At 41.1% G+C, this 15,119-nt stretch carries 15 protein-coding genes; 13 read left to right on the plus strand and 2 right to left on the minus strand.

Translation table 11 applies throughout. The features are described 5' to 3' along the window. The first annotated feature begins 7 nt into the window (after positions 1-7). Positions 8-901: a hypothetical protein gene (locus DI060_RS09755; protein WP_135355031.1), complete on the plus strand. Its 894-nt coding sequence runs from the start codon at positions 8-10 to the stop codon at positions 899-901. Between the two features lie 15 nt (positions 902-916). Here DI060_RS09755 and DI060_RS09760 read toward each other — a convergent pair whose 3' ends face one another. Then, positions 917-1,897: a hypothetical protein gene (locus DI060_RS09760; protein ID WP_108976265.1), complete on the minus strand. Its 981-nt coding sequence runs from the start codon at positions 1,895-1,897 to the stop codon at positions 917-919. Positions 1,898-1,938: 41 nt separating this feature from the next. Between DI060_RS09760 and DI060_RS09765 the strand changes: the two genes are divergently transcribed. The 3 genes from DI060_RS09765 (at position 1,939) to DI060_RS09775 (ending at position 4,054) form a co-directional block, all read left to right on the plus strand. Further along, positions 1,939-2,670, plus strand: coding sequence for an NADase-type glycan-binding domain-containing protein (locus tag DI060_RS09765; RefSeq protein WP_108976267.1), 732 nt, complete (start codon positions 1,939-1,941; stop codon positions 2,668-2,670). Positions 2,671-2,726: 56 nt separating this feature from the next. Further along, complete coding sequence (locus tag DI060_RS09770; RefSeq protein WP_167836965.1) at positions 2,727-3,278, plus strand: hypothetical protein; 552 nt, start codon at positions 2,727-2,729, stop codon at positions 3,276-3,278. Between the two features lie 137 nt (positions 3,279-3,415). Beyond that, positions 3,416-4,054 carry a phosphoribosyl-AMP cyclohydrolase gene (locus tag DI060_RS09775; RefSeq protein WP_108976271.1) on the plus strand — a complete coding sequence of 213 codons (639 nt, stop codon included), beginning with the start codon at positions 3,416-3,418 and terminating at the stop codon, positions 4,052-4,054. 77 nt (positions 4,055-4,131) lie between these two features. Here the strand turns inward: DI060_RS09775 and DI060_RS09780 are convergent, their stop codons facing one another. After that, complete coding sequence (locus DI060_RS09780) at positions 4,132-4,971, minus strand: pirin family protein (RefSeq protein ID WP_167836966.1); 840 nt, start codon at positions 4,969-4,971, stop codon at positions 4,132-4,134. A gap of 76 nt (positions 4,972-5,047) precedes the next feature. Here DI060_RS09780 and DI060_RS09785 point away from each other — a divergent pair, with 76 nt between their 5' ends. The 9 genes from DI060_RS09785 (at position 5,048) to DI060_RS09820 (ending at position 15,117) form a co-directional block, all read left to right on the plus strand. Next, on the plus strand, positions 5,048-5,551 hold the full coding sequence (locus DI060_RS09785) for an acyl-CoA thioesterase (protein WP_108976275.1): 504 nt from the start codon (positions 5,048-5,050) through the stop codon (positions 5,549-5,551). Positions 5,552-5,593: 42 nt separating this feature from the next. Further along, entirely contained in the window at positions 5,594-6,148 is a 555-nt protein-coding gene (locus DI060_RS09790; protein ID WP_108976277.1) for a MarR family winged helix-turn-helix transcriptional regulator, read from the plus strand. 125 nt (positions 6,149-6,273) lie between these two features. Further along, positions 6,274-7,665: a putative Ig domain-containing protein gene (locus DI060_RS09795; protein WP_108976279.1), complete on the plus strand. Its 1,392-nt coding sequence runs from the start codon at positions 6,274-6,276 to the stop codon at positions 7,663-7,665. A 704-nt stretch (positions 7,666-8,369) separates the two neighbouring features. Continuing rightward, the gene (locus DI060_RS09800) at positions 8,370-9,995 is read left to right on the plus strand and encodes a hypothetical protein (protein ID WP_369689616.1); all 1,626 of its coding nucleotides are present in this window, start codon (positions 8,370-8,372) and stop codon (positions 9,993-9,995) included. 103 nt (positions 9,996-10,098) lie between these two features. Then, a complete protein-coding gene (locus DI060_RS09805; protein WP_244594344.1) occupies positions 10,099-10,521 on the plus strand; it encodes an AgmX/PglI C-terminal domain-containing protein in 423 nt (140 codons plus the stop codon). A 19-nt stretch (positions 10,522-10,540) separates the two neighbouring features. Continuing rightward, positions 10,541-10,711: a hypothetical protein gene (locus tag DI060_RS18955; protein ID WP_167836967.1), complete on the plus strand. Its 171-nt coding sequence runs from the start codon at positions 10,541-10,543 to the stop codon at positions 10,709-10,711. Positions 10,712-10,908: 197 nt separating this feature from the next. After that, positions 10,909-12,051 carry a helix-turn-helix domain-containing protein gene (locus DI060_RS09810; RefSeq protein WP_108976285.1) on the plus strand — a complete coding sequence of 381 codons (1,143 nt, stop codon included), beginning with the start codon at positions 10,909-10,911 and terminating at the stop codon, positions 12,049-12,051. A gap of 72 nt (positions 12,052-12,123) precedes the next feature. Next, on the plus strand, positions 12,124-12,561 hold the full coding sequence (locus DI060_RS09815) for a hypothetical protein (protein WP_108976287.1): 438 nt from the start codon (positions 12,124-12,126) through the stop codon (positions 12,559-12,561). 306 nt (positions 12,562-12,867) lie between these two features. Then, positions 12,868-15,117, plus strand: coding sequence for a fatty acid desaturase (locus DI060_RS09820; RefSeq protein WP_108976289.1), 2,250 nt, complete (start codon positions 12,868-12,870; stop codon positions 15,115-15,117). Positions 15,118-15,119: the final 2 nt, after the last annotated feature.

Raw genomic sequence — 15,119 nt, forward strand, 5'->3', positions numbered from 1 at the left:
CATGCCTATGGAAACCTTTACTTATTCGTATGCAGTCTTAGAAGTCAAAGCAACTCTTGATGAAAAAACTCTGAAGTTAAAACAAGGATTGAGGAATTACGAATTAAACCTTCATGAAATTTTATATTTTTATTTTGGCCCTATGCCCAGTGGTCAATTCGACGAACTCGTCATCCTCACACAATCTCAAAATGGAAAACAGAAAACATATCGATTCAACTGTACTTCCTCAGAAGTGGGCATGCAAAATTTGGTCGCACGATTAGCTGAAAAAAAACCATCAGCAGACCTTCGCAATGTACCTCGATCCGAAGCCTTTCAAAAATTGAAAACATTCGATACTTCTAAGGTAACTTTATTCGCAGTGCCCATAGTAGTCTCCCTTGTCCTTTCAATTTTTTTGGCTCCTATGTTTGTCCATGGTTTGGATAAAGGATCAAAAACTATCAAAGCAAATGAATTAACAAACCCTCATCTATTAGGAACTCGGAATTTAATTCTCCAAGGCTCCATTCTTTCCGAATGTTTGGAAGAGAAGACAACACGCAAAGGAAGGACGACAACAAAATTTTTCTGTCCTCTTGTCGATGAATCTTGGGAAAGCGGATCCCCTATCCACATCCTTGCCCAAATCGATGACATCCCAGAAGAAGAGTTCAATGCCTTGTTCGAAAGGACTGAGTTCAAAGGGGTTCTTCGAAATGTATTGTGGGAAGGCCCCTCTTCTAGTACAAAAGATTTTTTTGAGAAGGAATATGGTGCAAGTTTCACAGAAGAGGTTTACCAATTTGAAGTCGACGGTGATGCAAGCCTAGACCTAATCATCGCTTTGGCAATACTGGGTATCGCCCTTCTCATACTTTTAGGCATTACCTTCTTTATGTACAAGCGATCTTTTTGACCGCAGGTATTATAACTAGGTAAATGAAAGAGATTTTTGCTTCAGATAGAAAGTAAGCAGTGGATACTCCATGGCAATATGGAAAAAGCCAAAGGCAAAATATGTTCTTCGAAAGTCGATGGGATAGATACAAAAGAGAATCAAGGCAAACACAATTCCAAAAGATACCAAAAGAATTTCCAAACGATTCCCTTCTTTCTTTTTGGAATAGGAGAGCGCAGGTATTTCAAACTTTCTCTTTACCATCAAAGGCAAAATAAATATCCACAAAATGTAATGTAAAATTTGTTGGTAGGCAAAGTAACCTAAAAAAGTAGTACCTGTTATCCATTCCAATTCTTGGGAAAGGATTTGTCGAAAGATTTCCACCTCTAATCGTTCGGGAAGAGCGATCTCAGATATACTTAGACCCAAACTAGCATAAAAGATAAACGAGATGACTGGCAACACAACAGAAAACAAAAGAGCGATGGCAATCACCCGTTTGTTTTTTTGTATACCATATAACATAATCCAGGGGATAAAATTATGAAAATGAACTAGAAAAAAATACAGGAGACTAGGCCGAGAAGCCAATATAAATAGATAAGTACATGCTCCTATAAGGATCGTGATATAAACCAATTTGGATGCCTCTAAGCCATACTGAAATATGATACAGAAAAGAATCCAAATCCCGAAGGCTCCCAAAAAAAAATATGGATACATTTTACCAATTTGCTTACCGGATAAATCCATTGCCAAATAAAGCATAGACACGATTGAAAAACAAAACGCAGTCAAGAGGATCCAATAAGGAAATCTGTTTATCTTTTGAAAAGAATGATGATACCCTCTCCACACATTGATTTCCATGTAAATATGTAAAAAACCAAATAACATAAGTGAGCCGAAGGCGGCATGGTATGGGTATCGATAGCAGAAAAAGAGTAAAATCAGGCTAAAGAAAGTGGACTGGTAGAGAAATTTATCACTTGCAATGGATTTTTTTAGCATATGATAGTAAACACTTCGCCCACAACTGGAGCTTTTAGCCTATGTCATACCCAACTAACCACAAGATAAATTTTTTACGATTTTGTCTGATCTTACTTTTTTTACTATCTGGGACTTGGCTCATTTCGGATGAAGCACCAGACTATTTCTTTCAATTGACTGAGGCTACAAAAGCAAGTGCGAGCTCTGTGCTGACTGAGCCAGGGAAAAGTAAGGGTTTCTATGCCGCAGAAAAGGCAATGGACCAAAAAACATCAACCTTTTGGTGTGAAGGAAAAGAGGATGATGGCATCGGTGAAACAATACGCATCAACTGGAAACCTACATTCATTGAGGCCATTGTCGTTGGCCATGGCGTTTTACTGAATCAAAATTATTACCAGTTAAACAATAGAATCAAAGAATACGAGGCAACATTTTTCCTATCAACAGGTCGCAAAAAAGTCCTTAAAGGTAAGTTTTCGGATTATAGCTGCGATAACGGTTGTGATATGATCAGAGGCGGTTCAGACGAAGAAATAGTAGAATGTAAAAAAACCAAAAAGAATCAATGTATATTCGATACGATTCAGGACGGAGGAATGGTTGGCGGCGAAGAAATTCACGGAATCTACGCTTGCACTACCGGGGTGGAGATTAAAATCCTGAGTGTTTTTCCTGGTAAAAAATTTAAAGACACATGTATCTCCGAAATCATACTCAAAATCCCCGATCCTAAATGGCCAGAAGAACGAGTCAAAGAAGTCGCAAAAGAAAAAGAAAGCTGCCGCTAGCATTTCTATCCTACTTCGTTTCTTTCTTTTGGATCACGAGTATCTATTCTTTGAATTTGAAACGAGAGATAGTGATCTTGGAGATACACAAGTCGAAGCGAGTCTTTGTCTCTGTCGATTTTGAGATGGAGGGGAGACTTGAGAAACCTTTGGGCATCGGCTTTCCGGAAACCGATTTCTTTCCTTTACAAAACTTTTTTGTCCAATGGGATGGGCTCTCTCTTCCCGTGGAAAGATGGAAAGCAAAGCCTGGTTTTACCTACCGCATTGGCAATTTATCTCTTCCAGCAATCCATCATTTTTATCTAGGTCCAAGTTCTTTATCACAGCATAGATTGCTCACACGCTACGAATACCAGGCACCTCAAATGAGTGGAAGTAAATCACCAAAGGGAATCTACCTGGAGTACATTCTACAAACTGGCTCAACATGGGATTCTTGGATTGAGGAGGTCATTTTTATTATCAGAGGGAAAGACTTTCATTGCAGTCGTTTATTTGTGCTACCAGATTCCTATAGAGGGTCCTGTACAGAATCAGGAGAGTACCTGATACGGCTGCAAAATATCGAACCAAAGATGGATTTCCGTTTCATTCTGGAAGATTAACCTACCAATCTGTTGAGGTCTTTTATTCATTTTATACGAATTTTTTTTCACGAATCTTTCTTCTTTCGAGTTCTGATTTATAAGTCAGGACGATTCTGCACCCAAGATCGGGTATAAAGGAAGGAAAGGAGATTCCCATGAACAACTTTAATTCTTCAACCAAAGAGACGCTAAAAGCGAATGGTTTAAAACTAATGCTCGGTACAATCCTAGTGTTTAGCCTCCCAGTTTTGGCAGGTCCGACTAAGAAGGTATCGAAAACCCCTAACCAAAGTCCAGTTGCCTCCACTCAGGAGAAAGTAGATTGCATAACAGAGATGGAGGTCGTAGCTGCGCAAAAAGCCTGGGGCCAAGGAATTATAGAAATTGGAAAGGTCTACACACAAGGTGGCGACTACGTAGAGGCAGCGGCTAAACATATCAATAAATTCTATGGCTATGATTTGAGCCTAGTCCTCTTCAAACCTACCCTTGCCTCGGTAGACCAATTCCGAACTTCGTTTGACTCGGCTCTCTCCTACTTTGTTGGTGGAAATCCTGCATTCCCAGAAGACAAGGGATTCGCAATCAAACCTTGGGCTGCCGTGCGATGGAAAAATTATGGCATTGTCAATAACAGCTGCAATATGGCAGTGGCGATGGGAAACTACTGGTTCACTCCAGCTGCTGGCGGTGCCGATACAAAAGTAGAATACTCATTTGGCTATGTGAAAGGCAAAGACGGTGAACTAAAAATTGTAGTCCACCACTCTTCTATCCCTTTCAATCCGAACTAGGAAGCTGGCATCAGGGTGCAGAGGTTCTCTTAACAAGAGAAATCCTGCACCCTATTTTTTTTGGAAAAGAGTTTACATTAAAAGGATGGACTTAAATTTCCAAGTGCTCCAGCACGTAACTTTGAGAAGGTGGATTCCAGTCTCTCTTTAGTGGATAGACATAAGGAACCCATCCAATGGTAATCTTCCGCCAAATGTCTTGCCTGTAAAAATAAGAACTCAGCCTTAGATGTGGTAGTATTACATTTGATGTCTCGGTCCTCTCCTTGCAACACCATCACAGTATGTTCCGCAACAGATCCAAAGCCCTCCACTTCAATATTTCCCACAACTGCTACAAGAAGAGTAATCACATCTTTCTTCACTTGAAAGCGAATGTCTGTTTCGGGAGATAGATGGGCATCTAAAAAAAGAAAAGGAGGTGCTGTGCTCTGGATGGGTGAACTCATGTTTCCATACGAGCCAGTTAATACACGCACTTCCTTTCCTAACTCTTTCACAATGGGGACTGTATCAGAGGCTAAATGAAAGGCTTGTCCTTTCGACAATTCATCAGCGGCCGGCATTTTGACAAACATCTGCAAGCCAAAACAATCAGTCCCGAGCTCTGTTGGGATCTCCTCATGAAACATCCCTTCACCTGCTTGTGTCCAATGGAGACTGCCTGGTTCGATGAGGGAACGGTCCCCAAAACTATCTCGATTCTGAAACGATCCTTCCGAGGAGGGAAATAAATATGTGATCGCTGAAAATCCAGAATGTGGGTGGGGCGGAAAGGTAGGTTTGGACATATGAAAAAGATCTAAATTCAAAAAAGGATTCAGTGGTTTGGGACAGCGAAAGCCATAGGAATGGAAGGCATCGCTAAATACCTGGTATTGCATCTTGACTTGGTAAGAGTGGGGCTCGTCGTTCATAGGCATTAGACTGAAATCTGTATTGACAATTATCTATGTATTTACATATATGTAAATACATAGATAGGAGAAGACAATGCAGCCAAAGGAAATAGATACCTCACCTACGGGACTTTACCGGGTTCGCTTCCAAGATTGCGATCCGTTTGGACATTTAAACAATGCAAGGTACATAGACTATGCCCTCGATGCCAGAGAGGACCAGCTACGGCGTTACTATGGTTTTGATATCCCCTCTTGGACCCAATCAGCGGGGAAAGGTTGGGTTGTTTCCAAGATGAAAGCGAACTATGTGAAACCAATCCTATGGAATGAAGAAGTACGCATTTCCACTCGACTTGTGGCATTAGGAGAAGGTTCTCTATGGGTAGAGGCTATTTTTTCTGATCCTAAAACCTCGAAATTGAAATCGGTCGTATGGGGAGATTTCGTCTACGTGGATGTTAAATCGGGTAGGCCAGCAAGGCATGAAAGTGATTTGAAGGAGTTTTTAAATTCTATTTTATACCGAGAAGAATGGCAAGGTAAGGAAAGCATTGACCTAAGGGTACAATCCATCCGAAATCTGGTAGCAGTGTAAAAACTGCTAGCCAGCCTTGTTCTTTTTTTGTGAAATTTTTCTATGGCTGCCCAAAAACAAAGCAAATCAGTCGCAAGCAAACATTCTAACAAAGTAAAGAATGTAGAAACTGTATCCTCTTTACCGAATCAGTTTGTTCGAGAAATGAGAAAAGGTGGGGTTCGCTGTTTACATTTAAACCTTAGGCGTGCAGTTCGTACGGTAGATCGCCATTTTGACTTCGCTTTGGAAGTTGTGGGTCTCACTGCAAATCGATTTAATATCCTAATGACTCTCGGTGCGAATCCGAAAGGGATGGAACTTGCCCCTTTAGCGCAATTGTTAGTGTACGATCGCTCAACCTTGCTTAGAAATTTGGAACCATTGGAAAAAGCGAAATGGATTTCTGATATACCCTCTGATACCAAAAGAGCACGTAAGATTTCTTTAACTCCTGAAGGCATTCAGAAATTAAAAGAAGGCTTAGTAGCCTGGAACAAGGCCCAAAAGAAAGCAGAATCCGTCTTAGGTGGCTCAGATTACAACCTCATTCTCAAAAAATTAAGACTCTTAGCAAACCAAGAACATTTTTTGGATACAGACAAATTTGCGGATTGATGTTTATCTTTCCGTTCGCAAGATTATGAATCGGATTATTTTTTGTATTTTTCTGCGAAAATAGAGTCGCCTTTCCTGATCATTGACTTTCTATCAGGTGAACGGCTAGTCGAAAGTGAACGTGTATGCGAAAAAAAAATAGTCTTTTCGATCAATACAAAAAATCCTCACCTTTTTGGTTGCTAGCCATCTCACTCGCGTTTTATTTCTCTGCCTTTGTCGCCTGTAAACCTCCCGTATTAGAAAATTCTTGTGACCCCGCCAGCCAAAAAAATCGAAATATCGCTTTCACAATTGCAGTCAACAAGGAGTCTTTGTTCCTGTGTTCAAATTCTATTGTTTCCCTACTTTCTGGCAATAGCTCACTCTTAACACTTTCTTACCCTCAGAATAGTTATAGTTTTACCCGAGGAGTCCAGATCCCGACCATCACTCCCTCGGTCACAGGCAATCCTAGCTCATGTAGCGCATCTCCTTCGCTACCTCCGGGGCTTTCCCTTGATGCAAACACTTGTGTTATCCGGGGGACACCTTCGTCTACACAGCCACCCACCAATCATACAATCACTGCATCAAATAGTTTAACGAGCGTAAGTGTAACGATCTCCTTGGTTGTAAACGGTAGCTCAACAGCCAATGTATGGACAATTCGCACTTCTGCAGCGGATAACCAATGGAATTCAGTAACATACGGAAATGGTCTTTTTGTTGCCGTCAGTTTAACCGGAACAGGGAACCGAGTTATGACGAGCCCAGATGGCATCAATTGGACAATTCGTTCTTCTGCGGCCAATAATGATTGGGCGTCAGTTACCTATGGCAATGGTCTTTTTGTGGCTGTCAGTATCACTGGCATAGGGAATCGAGTCATGACGAGCCCAGATGGCATCAACTGGACAACACGTACTTCGGCCGCCGATAATAACTGGGTCTCAGTTACGTACGGAAATGGTCTTTTTGTTGCCGTCAGCAATACTGGTGGAGGGAATCGAGTCATGACGAGCCCAGATGGCATCAATTGGACAACACGTACTTCGGCTGCAGATAATAACTGGCGTTCTGTGACTTATGGAAACGGCCTTTTTGCGGCCGTCAGTAATACTGGTACAGGAAACCGAGTCATGACGAGCCCAGATGGCATCAATTGGACAATTCGCACTTCAGCTACCGATAATAACTGGTATTCCGTGACTTATGGGAACGGCCTTTTTGTTGCCGTTGGTATTTCAGGTACAGGAAACCGAGTCATGACGAGTCCAGATGGGATCAATTGGACAAGCCGCTCATCGGCTGCAGATAACCAATGGCTAAGTGTGACATACGAAAATGGACTTTTTGTTGCCGTTAGCCAGACCGGTACTGGGAACAGAGTCATGACAAGCCCGGATGGCATCAATTGGACAACTCGCCCTTCGGCTGCGGATAACAGCTGGAATTCGGTGGTGTATGGGAATGGACTTTTTGTTGCCGTTAGTGGTGATGGCACTGGGAACCGTGTGATGACAAGTAGCGATTGATTGTCTGAAAAAATAGATCCTCTTTAAATAAATTCTCGTTATGTTATGAGTTGCACCCTAAAATACAGAATTGATATTTAGGCTGCTTTTTGTGAATATAAAAGAGCGACTACTATGCCAAGAAAGAAGATTGAAGAAAAAAACGAAAAGGAATTCCAATAAGAAAAATATGCGGGATATAAAATTACGAAAGAGCCCTCCTCGATCGCTCGCGAAATGAAGGGTTAAGTAGGTAATTAATTGTAATTTTAGTATGAAATTTTGCAATTTATTTTCTCTTTCTTATTGGTTATAATAATCACCGTTAACTAAAGGAGATAGAACCTTTAAATGAAATAACCTAAATTACACTACAAATCATAAATAGATGTCATAAGAAACCGAACTTCGAACTGTTTTAAAAAAAATAATAGTCAAAAATTTATTTAATTTAAATGTTATAAAAAAATCCAGAGAGAAAGTATACGCGTATATAAAATCTATTTGATAGATGGAAAATCAGATATTACCAAGCGCAATGATTTTTTCTAGGATTTAGATTGAGGTGATCTTTATTTAAACTGCTACTTATAATTATTGCGTCTGGCTGGCTTTTGTTAGGTAAGTCCTTCATATTGCAGAATACCGCTTTTAGAATGTATTAAAATCAGAGAAAGGATTTGATTAGCTCTTATAGAATTAAAATGAAATATATATTTATATTATTGGTTTTTTTTCTTTTTCACTGCAAATCACCAGAAATTCAGAACGTTTGTGACCCAACTACTGAATCATTTATCGTAAATGAAATTCTCTTATTTGCTTTTGGCAACAATGCATCTCCTTGCCTGCGTCCGCCAGCAAGAGTTCAACCTAGTACTCCCCGAAAATGGGTTCAGGAGGCTTACATCAAAGCACCCAACGCTGAGTCAGGTGATCAGGTTGGATTTTCTGTTGCCATTTCAGGGGATACGCTGGTCGTCGGTGCCCCCTTAGAAGACAGCAACCAGACGACAATCACAAATGGTGCCAGTGCCAGTGTTGATAATTCAATAAGTGGTTCAGGAGCAGTGTATGTATTTTTAAGAAATGTTGATAGTTGGACGCAACAAGCTTATATTAAAGCACCCAATGTTGATGCTGGTGACAGATTTGGGAATTCAGTTGCAATATCGGGAGACACAATTGTAGTGGGAGCAAATTTTGAAGCAAGTAACCAAACAACCATTATAAATGGCACCACGGCAAGTGCGGACAATTCTTCGGCTCAAGCTGGTGCTGCCTATGTATTCACGAGAAACGGATCGACTTGGAGTCAGCAAGCATATCTTAAAGCACCTAATGTTGGAACAGGCGATCGATTTGGTGAATCAGTTGCTATATCGGGCGACACAATTCTTGTAACTGCTCCATTTGAAGATAGCAACCAAACAACCATTATAAATGGAACAGGTGCTAGCATTGATAATTCTGCCAGTAATGCGGGGTCAGCCTATGTTTTTGTTAGAAGCGGTTCCACCTGGAGCCAACAAGCCTATTTAAAGGCTTCAAATGCTGGTGCAGATGATTTATTTGGCAGGGCAGTTGCCATTTCCTCTGATACCGTCGTAGTCGGAGCTAGAGGAGAAGATAGCAGTCAGATAACAATTACCAATGGAAACTCTGCTAGTTCTGACAATTCTGCGATCGATGCGGGAGCAGCCTATGTTTTTGTCAGGAACGGTTCCACTTGGAGTCAGCAAGCCTATTTAAAAGCTCCAAATACAGCAGCTATCTCTGCTTTTGGTACTTATGTTGGCATTGACCGAGACACCATAGTTGTGGGGGCACCTTTGGAAGATAGCAACCAAACAACCATTACTAATGGAAGTTCTGCTAGTTCTGACAATTTAGCGATTGATGCAGGAGCAGTCTATGTTTTCGTTAGAAGCGGTTCCACTTGGAGTCAGCAAGCGTATATAAAAGCTTCAAATGCACTTGCAGGAGCTCGGCTTGGGCCTGTAAGCATCGAGGGTGACACGATTGTTGCTGCCGCAAATTTTGAAGCTAGCAACCAAACAACCATAACAAATGGAAATTCTGCTAGTTCAGATAATTCAAAACCCCAAGCAGGTTCTGCCTATATATTTACAAGAAAAGGGACAATGTGGACTCAGGAAGCCTATCTCAAAGCGTCAAGTGTAGATTCCTTCGATGAGTTCGGATATTCTGTTTCTATTTCCGCAGATACAGTAGTCGCGGGAGTTCCATTTGAAGACAGCAATCAGACCATTATTTCTAACGAAACCACTACGAGTTCGAATAACTCTGCTCCAGAGGCAGGTGCGGTGTATGTATTCGTTCGTAAATGAGATCATGGAAAAACTTAATCATCTTGTAAGAAAAAGGGAAATAGCCGTATTTTTAGTTACTACCTTCTCTCTCTCCTTAGTGTATTTTTTATTTTTAAGAGAAATGAGACAAACAGAAAGTGGTAAGTCCAAAAGTGAATCTGTCGATAAACAAATATTATCCGATTACAATAAACGCGAAGTGAACAACACTATCAAAAAGCATAGTCGGAAAATCCAACACTGTTACAATGAATTCTTGGATACAAAGCCCAAGATTACCGAGGGCAAGATTCATGTAGACTGGCAGATTCAACCAGAAGGTTTTGTCGAGACCCCAGAGATCATTACGAGTAATTTCCAATCGGCAGATTTTGAGAACTGTATCAAACGAGAAATCTCATCTTGGAAATTTCCGCCTACGCCAAATCGTGATCGAAATACATACGCTGAATTTACTTTTGTATTTCGAAAGCAAGAAAATCTTTCTAGCAAACCTGACAACGCTCCTCAGCTGAGGGGCACTCCTATTGGTAACCCTCTCTAATTTCCTTAACAAAACTAGAATGGATTATCAAATACGGGCTCCTCAAAATTCAGATGAGATTACTATCTTAAAACGAGCAATATCATCGCATCAAAAAACAGCATCCTATCCCAAAACCCAAGCAAAACCAAACACAAACGATAATGTTATTATGATAGGAGTAGGAGCATCAGGACTCTACAAAGTATAGATATCTCCTGACTTCGGACTCACGAACTAATAAATCAAATTTCTTTCGTTTCAGTTTTTGAAAACAAGGTGACAAAGTTTCAAAGTCAGATTGGCTGATCGAAAACATTTGATTGAAATATTGGTGTAGAGATTTATATTCAGATTCCACATGGAAAGAATCCGTACATCCAAGGTCATAGGCAAATCAGATAATCTATGGAATCCTTTCGTCTGATTGATTTTTCTATCTTGGGGTTTGGTGGTATTTTTTGCCTCATTTGGGCAGCTGGACTGTCCCTTCAACAAAAGAGCAAACACAGATGGATAGCTGTCTATTTTGTCTCAGTCTCGGGGATTCGTCTACTTTGGGAGGCCTTTGCACTCTCAGGCTTTGCCCACCATTCACCTAACCTATATGCGACGCCCATCCCACTGCTTTATTTGATAGGACCATCGCTCCACTTTTACTATGAAAGGCTATTGGGAAACGAAAACTCATCCCTAGATCTAATTCATTTCATTCCTATAAGCATAGGCACTCTTCCACTGTTTTACTGGTATGGATTGGACATTCAGACAAAAGAAGTCTGGATGAATAGTGTCTTACAAGGCCAAGGCTCTCCATACGACTGGTGTTTGCGGATTTGGGTTCTTGGGCCAAAGGTGAGCATCCTTGTGTATTCCAGTTTGGTTCTATTTCGCAAGTCTTCTGCAGGCACTATGGCCCTTCGCTACATGCCGAAAAACTTACAACGTTTCTCCCTCCTCCTCCTTATATATATTTTTATGATGATCGCAGTCGATATCACAGGTTATGTGGTCGGTCTAAGGTCACTCTTTACCTACAGTGCCTGGTCCCATACCTTTGCAGCAGTATGCGTATACTTATACTCTAAGGCCAATCCTTCTGTCTTACTAGAGATTTCCGATGCTTTCCAAAAAGTTAGGTATTCCCAATCCAAATTGGTAGGACTCGATTTAGCTTTAGCCCAAACTCAATTGCACAGTCTGATGATCAGGGACGCATTGTACGAACGTGAGGATCTCCGATTGCCTAGTTTAGCAGAAAAATTGAAACTTAGTCCACACCAACTTTCAGAACTAATCAACGTCCACTACCAAATGAGTTTCAACCAATACCTGAATGTGCACAGAATTTTGGTTGCATGCGAACTCCTACTCAAAAGAGATAAAACCATCCTAACCATTGCCTATGAAGTAGGTTTCAATTCAAAATCCGCCTTCAATAGAGCCTTCAAATTGTTGATGGGAAGTTCTCCGACAGAATACAAAGAAAACTCCTCTGCATTCTCAAAAGAAAAAGCTGCCTTAGCCGAAAAAATAGAACCTAAATTATAGAATAGGTCGAGCGAAGTATACCTAAAGGCTAAAATCAAAAAACAAACATCAGTTCAATATTAGGAGAAAACAATGGACGCTTTAAAATTATGCTATGTATTTGGTGGGAGTTTTTTTTTGGTCGGCTTGCTATGTGGGATCTGGAAGTACTATGGAATCCTAAAATCCAAAGATGCTGTGGCCCCAGAATATGTAAGTGTTCTGCATAGAGCATCCCTTCTCTACAGCTTTGCTTGCATTCTACTTTCTAAGTTCGTTGAACTTAGCAGCTTCTCAGAAGAGGTAAACTTTTACGCGGCTTTCTCTGCGATGGTATTCTTTGCCTTCGCTCAATCCACTTACTTTCTGCACGCTGTCCTAAAAGATACGGACAACCAATTCCAAAAGCCGTATCGAATTGGCTCTTGGTTGCACCCCGCCATCTTGACACATGGGTCCATGGTCCTACTCATTCTGGGAGAAGTGGGAGGCTTTGCTGTTCTCTTTTGGGGTTTCCTCCGCACACTCTAAGCACCTCCTGAGCATCCCGCGCTCAACCCCTGGACTGCCCCAGGGGTCTTCCTCTCTATGCAGTCCTCTGGCAAGAATTGATTCGGAAGCCTGCGTCTCTCCAGAGAGGCAAACCGAATTAGGGATTTGGTGAATCGAGACGATTCCCCGTTCCGCCCAAAGCTACAAAAAAAACATGAATTAAATTGTTTGACATTCATTTGCCTAGATTTATTTATAGCGAACGTGCGATATAAATCAGGGAGCGGGTGCATCCCCTTCTCCCTGGCCATATCGGTTCGAAGTGAATGTAAACAGGAGTCATCTATGTTCCTAACTGATAGAATCGGCCTGCCCAAGGCCAAAAAAGCCCCAAGGTCCCAAACAAACGGCGAGACCAAACGAATCACCATCAACGGAGCTGAAATCGAAAGCCAGGCTGGCGAAAGTATCTTGAGTGCTGCCCTTAGACAAGGGATCAATTTTCCCCATAGCTGCCGTGTCGGAGGTTGTGCAACCTGTAAGTGTAAATTGGAAGATGGCAAAGTTAAGGAATTAACCGAAACAGGTTACCTATTGTCTGATGAAGAGCTCGACCAAGGATACATCCTCGCATGCCAGAGCATTCCACAATCTGATGTCAAGATCCAAGTTGAAAATAAAGAAACATATACTGGACATGTCCTCCAACAAAAAATTCTAACGCATGATATTTGTGAACTTACAGTTCAACTAAACCGCGCAGTGGAATACAAAGCTGGGCAATATGTATCCTTATCCATTGAAGGAATGGATGCAGAAAGAAATTATTCCATTGCGAATGCGCCAGACCGAAAAGGAATCGTTCGATTTATCATCCGCAAAGTTCCCAATGGTAAACTTTCAAATTACATCTTTGATCATAATCTTTCCGGCAAAGCAGTTAAGGTAACAGGTGCATTTGGGAATTTCTATCTAAGGGAAAGCAAAAAACCTATCCTCATGATCGCTGGTGGCAGTGGGCTAGCTCCCATTCTCGCAATGATTGAGCAAGGAATCCTGAATGGTATCAAAAGACCATTAACAGTTCTATTTGGAGCTAGACGAAGAGAAGATTTATACAAAGTAACAGAACTACAAAAGATCCAAAAAGTTTGGAAAGGGAAATTCAACTTTGTACCTGTACTCTCAGAAGAGCCAAACGGTAGTTCGTGGAAAGGTGAAAGAGGTCTTGTCACTGCAAAAATCAAAGAACACCTCTCCAAGTCTACGGAAGCTTATCTTTGTGGACCACCTCCTATGGTAGATGCTGCATCAAAGGAATTAGTCCAAAATGGAATCAGCAAAGAGAACATCTTTGCAGACCGATTTACAACAATTGATCATTCGTTGAGTTTGAACATTGACGACAAAGACTCTCGAAGAAAAGCAAACTATCTGGACTACCTCAAATTCTTTTTATTTCATGCAGTAGGACTTACCTCCATCGTGAGTTTGCTAATGGGAGGAACCTATACAACTATAGGTTTGTTCTCATTACTATTCTTCTACATCGTTGGAGATGCGATTTCAGGCGATGATAAAAGTACGCCTAGTTATGCCAAGCCTCAAGTCCTCACACTCCAACTCTGGATGGCCTTACCTATACTTTCCTTTATCTTCTTTTGTTCTGCTTGGTCTGTAAGCCCGGTAGATACATTTGGATTTGGATCATTGCTCACAAAAGTATTTGGGTATGATTTTAATTTGGCAAAAGAAAACACGAGTTTATGGCAACATTTTTATGGAGTTGTATTGACTGGTTTGATGATTGGTCTTGTTGGAACCATCACTGCACATGAATTAACCCATAGAACTTGGGATAAGATCTCAATGCTCATTGGTCGTTGGTTATTGGCATTTAGTTTCGATACCATTTTCTCCATTGAACACGTGTATGGTCACCATAGATATGTTTCCACCACAGAAGATCCCGCGACCGCACCAAGAGGTAGAAATGTTTACTTTCATATCTTTGCCTCAACCATCAAAGGAAATATCAGTGCCTGGGAAATTGAAGTAAAACGTTTGAAACGAAAAGATTTAGGAATCTTTTCCTACCACAATGCATTCATTCGGGGCCATTTAATGAGCCTTAGCTTAGTAGCCATTGCGTATTTAATCGGGGGTATTCCAGGGATGTGCTTCTTTATCGCGGCTGGTTTATTTGGAAAAGCATTGCTCGAAATCGTAAACTATATGGAACACTATGGTATGGTTCGACTGCCTGAAGAGCCTGTTCAACCACGTCACTCCTGGAACACAAACAAAAGAATTAGCTCTTGGACCATGTTCAACCTAACACGACACTCACATCACCATGCGCAAGGGGAAGTTCCTTACCAAGATTTGAGACCATATCCAAATGCACCAATGATGATCAGTGGATATCTAACTACAATTGTTGTCGCTTTGATACCTCCTGTTTGGCACTATCTGATGACTCCCAAGGTTCTAGAATGGGATCGCAAGTTTGCAAGTCCTGAAGAATTGGAACTTGCAAGAATTGCCAACGAAAAAAGTGGAATACCAGCCTTACTAGAATCTAACAAACATTAATT

This window comes from Leptospira ryugenii (genome assembly GCF_003114855.1).
Lineage (GTDB): Bacteria > Spirochaetota > Leptospiria > Leptospirales > Leptospiraceae > Leptospira_A > Leptospira_A ryugenii.